The sequence below is a fragment of the Streptomyces graminilatus genome, assembly GCF_001418565.1.
In the GTDB taxonomy this organism is placed as follows: domain Bacteria; phylum Actinomycetota; class Actinomycetes; order Streptomycetales; family Streptomycetaceae; genus Streptomyces; species Streptomyces graminilatus.
In genome coordinates this window covers 1-8,970 of record NZ_LIQQ01000605.1, presented here as the reverse complement: position 1 = coordinate 8,970, position 8,970 = coordinate 1, and the positions used below count along the sequence as shown (strand labels likewise).

The 8,970-nt window shown below is 70.3% G+C and carries 9 protein-coding genes and 1 pseudogene; 9 read left to right on the top strand and 1 reads right to left on the bottom strand.

What is annotated here, in order from left to right; translation table 11 throughout:
- The 9 genes and pseudogenes from AOK08_RS49020 to AOK08_RS37770 all read left to right on the top strand — a co-directional run.
- A pseudogene (locus AOK08_RS49020) lies at positions 1-155 on the top strand (NADH-quinone oxidoreductase subunit I); the annotation flags it as partial.
- A complete protein-coding gene (locus AOK08_RS37805) occupies positions 152-808 on the top strand; it encodes an NADH-quinone oxidoreductase subunit J family protein (RefSeq protein WP_055534526.1) in 657 nt (218 codons plus the stop codon). The pseudogene AOK08_RS49020 and the gene AOK08_RS37805, both read left to right, overlap by 4 nt.
- Positions 808-1,182: an NADH-quinone oxidoreductase subunit NuoK gene (nuoK, locus tag AOK08_RS37800; RefSeq protein WP_055534524.1), complete on the top strand. Its 375-nt coding sequence runs from the start codon at positions 808-810 to the stop codon at positions 1,180-1,182. Before AOK08_RS37805 ends, nuoK begins: the two co-directional genes overlap by 1 nt.
- Complete coding sequence (locus tag AOK08_RS37795; protein ID WP_055534522.1) at positions 1,179-3,173, top strand: NADH-quinone oxidoreductase subunit 5 family protein; 1,995 nt, start codon at positions 1,179-1,181, stop codon at positions 3,171-3,173. Before nuoK ends, AOK08_RS37795 begins: the two co-directional genes overlap by 4 nt.
- 6 nt (positions 3,174-3,179) lie before the next feature.
- Positions 3,180-4,757, top strand: a complete 1,578-nt coding sequence (locus AOK08_RS37790) for an NADH-quinone oxidoreductase subunit M (RefSeq protein WP_055534520.1) — start codon at positions 3,180-3,182, stop codon at positions 4,755-4,757.
- Entirely contained in the window at positions 4,754-6,280 is a 1,527-nt protein-coding gene (locus AOK08_RS37785; protein ID WP_055534518.1) for an NADH-quinone oxidoreductase subunit N, read from the top strand. The genes AOK08_RS37790 and AOK08_RS37785 overlap by 4 nt, the downstream gene beginning before the upstream one ends.
- Positions 6,281-6,512: 232 nt before the next feature.
- Positions 6,513-7,376, top strand: a complete 864-nt coding sequence (htpX, locus tag AOK08_RS37780) for a zinc metalloprotease HtpX (RefSeq protein ID WP_055534517.1) — start codon at positions 6,513-6,515, stop codon at positions 7,374-7,376.
- Complete coding sequence (locus tag AOK08_RS37775) at positions 7,373-7,768, top strand: YccF domain-containing protein (protein WP_055534515.1); 396 nt, start codon at positions 7,373-7,375, stop codon at positions 7,766-7,768. The genes htpX and AOK08_RS37775 overlap by 4 nt, the downstream gene beginning before the upstream one ends.
- A gap of 105 nt (positions 7,769-7,873) precedes the next feature.
- Entirely contained in the window at positions 7,874-8,452 is a 579-nt protein-coding gene (locus tag AOK08_RS37770; RefSeq protein ID WP_055534513.1) for an SMI1/KNR4 family protein, read from the top strand.
- Between the two features lie 15 nt (positions 8,453-8,467).
- Here the strand turns inward: AOK08_RS37770 and AOK08_RS37765 are convergent.
- Positions 8,468-8,970 (bottom strand): amino acid permease (locus AOK08_RS37765; protein ID WP_157876964.1); only part of this gene is annotated, 503 nt, incomplete at its 5' end.

The following is an 8,970-nucleotide window of genomic DNA, read 5'->3' as shown; positions in this document are numbered from 1 at the left end:
CGCCCGCCCTCGACCCCGCCGCCGAGGAGCCGAAGGAGATCGCCGCCGCCCGCAAGACGGCGGAGAAGCTCGCGGCCACCCAGACCGAGCCGAACGCACCCACCACGACCACCGAATCCACCGCGCCCACCGAACCGCAGGAGGGGAACTCGTGAGCCTTGCCGCCGCGACGCACGGCTTCCTCTCCCCGACCGGCGTCGAGATCGCCTTCCTCCTCGTCGGCCTCGTCACCTTCGGAGCCGCGCTCGTCACCGTCACCACCCGGCAACTCGTGCACGCCGCCCTGTGGCTCGTGGTGACCCTCGGCGGCCTCGCCGTCGAATACCTCCTCCTCACAGCCGAGTTCATCGCCTGGGTACAGGTCCTCATCTACCTCGGTTCTGTCGTCGTCCTCCTCCTCTTCGGCCTCATGCTCACCAGAGCCCCCATCGGCCGCTCCCCGGACGCCGACTCCGGCAACCGATGGACCGCCCTCGCCGTGGCCCTCGCCTCCGCCGCCGCCCTGGTCTGGGTCGTCGTCGACGCCTTCCGCACGACCTGGATCGACCTGGACGGTGCCGCCGCCGGCTCCACCGCCGTCACCGGCGCCAGCCTCTTCCAGAACTGGGTCCTCCCCTTCGAAGCCCTCTCCGTCCTCCTCCTCGCCGCCCTGGTCGGCGCGATCGTCCTCTCCCGCAAAGCGAAGGCGGAGCCGAGCCCTCCCCCTGTGAACTCCCGGGCCGCGACCGGTAGTTCCCCATCTGTCCCGGATTCCCGGAATCACCCGATCGAGCGAAACAGCCCGGCTGAGCAGGAAGGTGCCCTCTGATGCACCTCGCCTATCCCGCCGTACTCTCCGCCCTCCTCTTCTGCACAGGCCTCTACGGTGTCCTGGCCCGCCGCAACGCGATCCTGGTCCTGATGTCCGTCGAGCTGATGCTCAACGCCGTCAACCTCAACCTCGTCGCCTTCGACGTCTGGCTCAGCAGGACCGCCCGGGACACCCTGCACTCCGGCCAGGCCCTCACCCTGTTCACCATCGCCATCGCCGCCGCCGAGATCGGCATCGGCCTGGCGATCGTCCTCGCCGTCCACCGCAACCGAGGCACCGCGGACATCGACAAGCTCCGCGACACCGCCGAGCCGCACGGCCCCGACGAAGCCACCCTCACGGAAGACGAGAAGGCTGAGGCCACCGCGTGACCACGACCACCCTCGCCGTCCTCGTCCCCCTCCTGCCGTTCCTGGGCGCCGCGGCCGGCCTGCTCCTGGGCCGCACTGCCCCCGGCTTCGTACGCCCCCTCGCCGTCCTGCCGCCACTCACGGCTTTCGCTCTCGCCGTGGTCGTCGCCGTACGCCAGGACGGCGGCCGGGCCATCGACGCCGCCACCGAGCTCACACCCACCGGCTCGGTCCCCATCGAGCTCGCCCTGCACATCGACGGCTTCGCCGCCCTCGTCGCCGTCCTGGTCGGCCTCGTCGCGACCTGTGTGCAGATCTACTCGACGGCCTACCTCCGCGACGACCCGCGCTACCCCTCCTACGCCGCTCTCGTCTCCCTCTTCACCTCCGCGATGCTGCTCGTCGTCTACTCCGGCGACCTGATGGTGCTGCTGGTCGGCTGGGAGATCATGGGCATCTGCTCGTACTTCCTGGTCGGCCACTACTGGGAGACCCCGGAAGCCCGCGCCGCCTCCCTCAAGGCCTTCCTCGTCACCAAACTCGGTGATGTCCCCTTCCTGATCGGCCTGTTCGCGCTCGCCACCGACGCCGGGTCCTTCCAGATCACGAAGATCCTCGGCACCGTCGCGAGCGGAGGACTCGACCACCCGACACTGGTCGCCCTACTGCTCCTGGCCGGTGTGGCGGGCAAGTCGGCGCAGTTCCCGCTGCACACCTGGCTCCCCGACGCGATGGCGGGCCCCACCCCCGTCTCCGCGCTGATCCACGCCGCGACGATGGTCGCCGCCGGTGTCTACTTCATCGCCCGGCTCCTCCCGGTCTTCGAGGCCTCCTCGGCCGCACTGGTCGTCCTCGCCGTCATGGCCGCCGTCACGATGACCGGCTCCGGCCTCGCCGCCCTCGCCCAGGACGACATCAAGCGCGTCCTCGCCTACTCGACGATGGGCCAGCTCGGCTACATGACCGGCGCCCTCGCCGTCGGCGACCGCGGTGCCGCCGTCTTCCACCTCCTCACCCACGGCGCCTTCAAGGCGCTTCTCTTCCTCGCGGCCGGCGTGATCATCCACGCCGTCGGCACCAACTCGCTGGCTGCCATGTCACGCATGGGCAACCTTCGCGACCGCGTCCCCGACGCCTACTGGACGATGACCGTGGCGCTCCTCTCGCTCGCCGCGATCCCGCCCTTCAGCGGCTTCTTCTCCAAGGAGTCGGTGCTCGGCGCCGCCGAACACGCCTCCACCGGCCATGCCGAGGGCATCCCCGATGCCGCCGGCTGGACCGTCCTCGTCGCCGGCCTGGTCTCGGCCCTGCTCACCGCCGCCTACGCCACCCGCCTGTGGCTGCTCGCCTTCCGGGGCCGGGGCGTTGAAGCCCCGGACCACGGCAGGCAGCCGGTCGCGATGACCGCAGTGCTCTGGGTGCTCGCGGTCCCGTCCCTCGCCCTCGGCGGGCTCGCGTACGGCAGGCTGCCCGGCTGGTTCGACGGCCACGACCTGAACCCGACCCTCACCACCTCCGTCCTGGGCACGGGAGTGGCCCTGGCAGGCGGCCTCGTCACCTACGGAGCCTGGCGCCACACCACCGCCCTGGCGGCCCGCGTCTCCCTGGGCGCCGTCGCGGCCCACCCGGACGCCGACGGCGGCCTGGCCGAGGCCGAGGCCGGCGCCACCCACACCCCCGCCCACGGAGACATGGCCACCGCACCCGACCCGGCGGATCCCGGACGCCTCCTGCTCGGCCCGCTGCACCGCCACGCGGCTGCCGGCTTCCACCTGGACGCCCTGTACACGGCCCTGTTCGTCCGCCCGGTCCTGGCCGGTGCAACCCTTGTCCGGTTCCTCGACCGAGAGGTCGTCGACACCTATGTGCGCGGTGCGAGCGCCGTGCCCCGCCTGCTGGGCGGCGCCGTGCGGCGCGCCCAGACCGGCAATGTCCAGACCTATGTGAGCGCGCTGCTCGCCGGCACCGTCGTCCTGGTGGTCGCCGTCCTCCTCGTCGCCACGGGAGCGTGAGCAGGCGTGATCGATATCAACGAGTCAGTGATGCGGTTCCTTCTGGCATTTCTCGTCGTGGGCCCGCTCATCGGGGCCGTCGCCGCTCTCCTGCCCGCCCCGCCCGGGCTGAAGGGGAAGTCGCCCGAGCAGGCAGTGCTGCGGCACGGCGTGATCGTCACCGGAGCCGTACTCATCGCCGCGATCGCTCTGGCGCTCGGTTTCGACCATGACCATCCGTCGAAGATGCAGGCCACGACCGACATCAGTTGGATCCCCGCACTCGGCGTGCGGATCCACCTCGGCGTCGACGGCATTTCCCTCCCCCTTCTGGTCCTGAGCGCGCTGCTGACCTTCCTCTGCGCGCTCTACTCCTGCTTCAAGCTGCCCGACGGCCCCTCCCCGAAGGCCTTCGTCGCACTTCTCCTCGTCCTGGAGTCCGGCACCCTCGCGACCTTCGCCGTCCTCGACCTGCTGCTCTTCTTCCTCGCCTTCGAGACGGTGCTCATCCCGATGTACTTCCTCATCGCCCGCTGGGGCGGTGAGCAACGGACCCGGGCGGCCTGGAGGTTCATCCTCTACACCCTGCTCGGATCCGTGGTCATGCTGCTGGGCCTGCTTCTGATCGGGATCAAAGCGGGCACGTTCGACATCATGGCACTCGCCACTGACAACGGCTCAGGACTGACCACATCCGTGCAGGTCACCGCCGCTTTGGCGATCGGGATCGGGCTCGCGGTAAAAACGCCGATGTGGCCCCTGCACTCCTGGCTGCCGGACGCTCACACCGCCGCCCCGACCGTCGGTTCGGTGCTGCTGGCGGGCGTCCTGCTCAAGATGGGCACGTACGGGTTCGTGCGGATCCTGCTGCCGGTCACGCCCGACGGATTCCGGACGTTCGCGCCCTATCTCGCCGCGTTCGCCGTCGTCGGGATCATCTACGGCTCCCTGGCCTGTCTGGCCCTCGCCCGGCGGGGCGCCAAGGGCGACCTCAAGCGGCTCATCGCCTACTCCTCCGTGGGCCACATGGGCTTCGTACTGCTCGGCATCTCGACCATGACCCCGACCGGCGTGAACGGCGCGCTGTTCGCCAACATCGCCCACGGCCTCATCACCGGCCTCCTCTTCTTCCTGGTCGGCGCACTGAAGGACCGTACGGGCACCACCGACCTCGACACCCTCGCCGACCGGACCGGCGCCGCCCTCTACGGACGGGCCCCCCGCCTCGGCGGCCTTGTGGCCTTCGCCGCCGTCGCCTCGCTCGGACTGCCCGGCCTCGCCGGGTTCTGGGGCGAGATGCTGGCCCTGTTCGGCGCGTTCGACCCCGCCGCCGACCTCAGCCGCCCCGCCTTCCTCACCTACACGGCGATCGCCGCCTTCGGCACCCTGCTCACCGCCGCGTACATGCTCGTCGTCGTACGCCGCGTCTGCATGGGCGCCGCCCCGCAGCCGGACGCCCCTCAGCTCGCAGACGTACAGACGTACGAACTCGCGGCCTGGAGCCCACTCGTCGCCCTCACCGTCGTCGCCGGCCTGTGGCCCAAAGCCCTTCTCGGCCTGACCGACCCGGCCGTGCAGCAGCTCCTCTCAGGAGGCCCCCGATGAGCTCCCCGGCCCAGTCCGCAGCCGAGTCCGTCGTCCAGTCCGTCGACTGGCTCGCCATCGCACCGCCCACCGTCGCGGCCCTCGTCGGGCTCGCCGTGCTGGTCGCCGACCTGTTCCTCGGCGACAGCAAGAAGGCACTTCTCGGCTGGACCTCGGTCGCCGGCCTCGCCGCGTCCGCGCTCCTCCTGCTCCCTCTCCTGGACGGCGACCGCTCCACCTTCTGCCTCACCGGCAGCACGGACGTCTGCAGCTACACGGCCGACCGCTTCACCCTCGTCATCCAGTTCCTGGTGCTCGGCGGGGCGCTGCTCGCCGCCCTCCTGTCGGTCACCGCCCTCAAGGACGCCGACCGTGGACTCCCCGAAGGGGAGTACTGGTTCCTGCTGCTCTCCTCCGCCGCCGGAGCCGCCCTCCTGCCCGCCTCCCGCGACCTCGCGACCCTGATCGTCGCCCTGGAGGTCGCCTCCCTGCCCGCCTTCGCCCTTGTCGGCATCCGGCACGGCGACCGGAAGTCCTCCGAAGCGGCCCTGAAGTTCTTTCTGTCCTCCGTGACGGCGACCGCGGTCAGCCTCATGGGCATCAGCTTCGTGTACGCGTCCACCGGCACCCTGTACCTCACCGAGATCGCCGACCGGATCCGGCACGTCGACCCGCAGCTCCACACACTCGCCCAGGCCGGTGTCGTCCTCACCCTCATCGGCTTCGCCTTCAAGACGGCCGCCGTGCCCTTCCACTTCTGGGTCCCCGACACCTATGTGGGGGCGCCGCTGCCGATCGCCGCCTACCTGTCGGTCGTCGGCAAGGCCGTCGGCTTCTCCGGCCTGATCCTCGTCACCGTCGTCGCCTTCCCGTCGTACGCCGACGTCTGGGGTCCGGCGCTGGCCGCCCTGGCCGCGCTCACCATGACCGTCGGCAACGTCGGCGCCCTGCGCCAGCAGGCCACGCGCGCGTACAGCGCGGTACGCCTGCTCGCCTGGTCCTCCGTCGGCCAGGCCGGCTACCTCCTGGTGCCGATCGCCGCCGCCGCGTACTCCGACGACGCCCAGAAGTCGATCGGCTCCACCGTCGCGTACGCCCTCATGTACGCCGCCGTGAACCTCGGCGCCTTCGCGGTGGCGGCCCTGGTGGCCCGCACGAAGCCCCTGAACCGCGTCAGCGACTACCGTGGCCTGTACGCCAACCGCCCCCTGGCAGCGCTCGTCCTGGGGTTCTTCCTGCTCTGCCTCGCCGGACTGCCGCCGGGCATCATCGGCCTCTTCGCGAAGGTCACCGTCTTCTCCGCGGCCGTCGACGCGGGACTCGGCTGGCTGGCCGTGATCATGGCCGTCAACGTGGTGATCGCCCTCTTCTACTACCTCCAGTGGACGGCTGCCCTGCTCTTCCGCGCCCCCGAGGGCGCCGAGGAACGACACCGCACCCCGGCGCCACTCACAGCCGCGATCGCCCTGACCGCCGTCGTCGGTATCGCCCTCTCCGGCGCACCCCAACTGGTACTGCGCTTCGCCGGCACAGGCCTTTTCTGACCCGGCCGCCCCGCACAGCCGCACGCCCCGCGCGTGGACCTCACGTGCGGGGCGTCCTTGGCGTCCGGCGTCCCGACCAGCCCCACGCGCGCGTGGACCTCACCCGGACGGCTCACGCGCGCCTGCGGGCGCACAAGGGAACTGCGCATCCCCGCCTGGCGTTGACCAGTACGGAAGGGTCCACTGGACCTGACAACAGGGTTCCCCTGCAGCACCACTAGGAGGGCGTACCGTGCACCGCCGGCACAACGGGCTCAGGACAGCCCTGCTCCTCGGGGGACTGTCCGCACTCATCATCGTCATCGGCAGCTTCTTCGGCCGTACGGGCCTCGTGATCGCACTCTTCGTCGCGATCGGCACGAACGCGTATGCCTACTGGAACAGCGACAAGCTGGCTCTACGTGCGATGCGCGCGCGCCCGGTGAGCGAATTCGAGGCCCCGGCCCTGTACCGCATGGTCCGTGACCTCTCCACCCAGGCCCGCCAGCCCATGCCCCGCCTGTACATCTCGCCGACCGAAGCACCCAACGCGTTCGCGACGGGCCGCAATCCACGCAACGCGGCCGTGTGCTGCACCGAAGGCATCCTGCGCATCCTCGACGAGCGCGAACTGCGCGGCGTCATCGGCCATGAACTGAGTCATGTCTACAACCGCGACATCCTCATCTCGTCGGTCGCCGGCGCCCTGGCCTCCGTGATCATGTTCCTGGTCAACTTCGCCTGGCTGATCCCGATCGGCCGCTCGAACGACGACGAAGGGCCCGGTATCCTCGGCCTGCTGATGATCATGATCCTGGGCCCGCTCGCGGCCTCCCTCATCCAGCTCGCCATCAGCCGCTCCAGGGAGTACGAGGCCGACGCGTCGGGAGCCCAGCTCACCGGTGACCCGCTGGCCCTCGCGAGTGCCCTGCGCAAACTGGAAGTCGGCACGAAACAGCTTCCGCTGCCTCCTGAGCCGCGTATCGAGACGGCGAGCCACATGATGATCGCGAACCCCTTCCGACCAGGTCAGGGACTCTCCAAGATGTTCTCCACACACCCGCCGATGGCCGAGCGCATCGCCCGGCTCGAAAAGATGGCAGGTCGCCACCAGTGAAGACAATCCTCAACGTCATTTGGCTCGTCCTGAGCGGCTTCTGGCTGTTCCTCGGCTATCTGGCCGCGGGCGTGCTGCTCTGCATCACGATCATCGGAATTCCGTTCGGTGTTGCGGCTTTCCGGATCGGCGTCTACGCCCTGTGGCCCTTCGGCCGTACGACGGTCGAGCGGCGCGACGCGGGCGCCCCCTCCTGCATCGGCAACGTCCTGTGGCTGGTTCTCGCGGGCTGGTGGCTCGCGCTGACCCACGTCGTCACCGGTGTGATGCTCTGCATCACGATCATCGGTATCCCCTTCGGTATCGCCAACTTCAAGCTCATCCCTGTCTCGCTCATGCCGCTGGGCCGCGAAATCGTGTCGACGGACGAGCCGTTCAGTTCGCGCTGGTAGTCCGCCGCCCGCGGGTTGTCCACAGCCTGCGGGCGGGAACGCGTCCGGTTCGCGGGTTATCCACAGGCCGCCGCGATTGTCAGTGGCGGCCTGCATGATGAATCCATGACCGAGACAGAGCAGTTGCTGACACGGGTGGCCTTCGCGGCGCGCGACACCCGTCCGTGGGGCTGGCCTTCACTTCCCGCCCCCGTGGACGCGGCGACGCTCGACCGTGCCGAGACCGCCCTCGGCTTTCCTCTGCCGCCGCTCCTCGCCGAGCTCTACCTCAGGATAGGAGACGGCGGATTCGGCCCGTCCTACGGCCTGTTGCCCCTGCTCGACAGCGCGCCCGCCGGTGAGCCGCCCGTCGTCGCGCAGTACCTCGCCAACCGCGAGGAGGCCCGCAAGGACCCGGACTGGCCCTGGCCCGAGGGCGTCCTGCCGATATCCCACTGGGGCTGCGGAATGTTCGCGTGCGTGGACTGCCGTACACCGGAGGGCACCGTCCTGCTCTTCGAGCCGAACGCCGACGACGCCGACCACGCGTGGTACACCGACGCCCCGGGCCTCGCGGAGTGGCTGCACACCTGGCTCGACGGCTCGGGCTGGTACGAGGAGTCCAGCGACGGTACGGATCTGGAGCCCTGGCCCGAATTCCGCATACGTACGGCGACAGCTACGCCCCCGGCCCAGACCTCGTAGCCGACGCGATTTACGTCAGCGGTGAGGCCCGGCCGAGGCCCGCGAAGCCGACCACCACCGTCGTACGCCGTACGCGCCCGCCCCCAAGCCCAGCACACCCGCGCCCACGGCCACCGACACCCCCGGAAGCGCGAACGCCAGCGTCACACAGCCGAGGAACCCCGCAACCGGCACCACCCGCGACGCCGGAGCCGAACTCAGTGTCCAGGCGGAGGCGTTGGCCACCGCGTAGTAAGCCAGAACCCCGAAGGAGGAGAACCCGATAGCGCCCCGGACATCCACCGTCGCGGCGAGTACCGCGACGACCGCGCCCACGGCCAGCTCGGCCCGGTGCGGCACCTGGAAACGCGGATGCACGGCGGCCAGGGCGCCGGGCAGATGACGGTCACGGGCCATGGCCAGAGTCGTCCGTGAGACGCCCAGGATCAGCGCGAGCAGTGAACCGAGCGCGGCCACGGCGGCACCGGCCCGGACGACCGGCACCAGCCCCGGCACGCCCGCCGCCCGTACCGCCTCGG

Excerpts from the sequence above, each read along its gene's own strand:
- AOK08_RS37785 (WP_055534518.1), top strand. The coding sequence starts at position 4,754 with ATGAGCTCCCCGGCCCAGTCCGCAGCCGAGTCCGTCGTCCAGTCCGTC.
- AOK08_RS37770 (WP_055534513.1), top strand. The coding sequence starts at position 7,874 with ATGACCGAGACAGAGCAGTTGCTGACACGGGTGGCCTTCGCGGCGCGC.
- nuoK (WP_055534524.1), top strand. The coding sequence starts at position 808 with ATGCACCTCGCCTATCCCGCCGTACTCTCCGCCCTCCTCTTCTGCACA.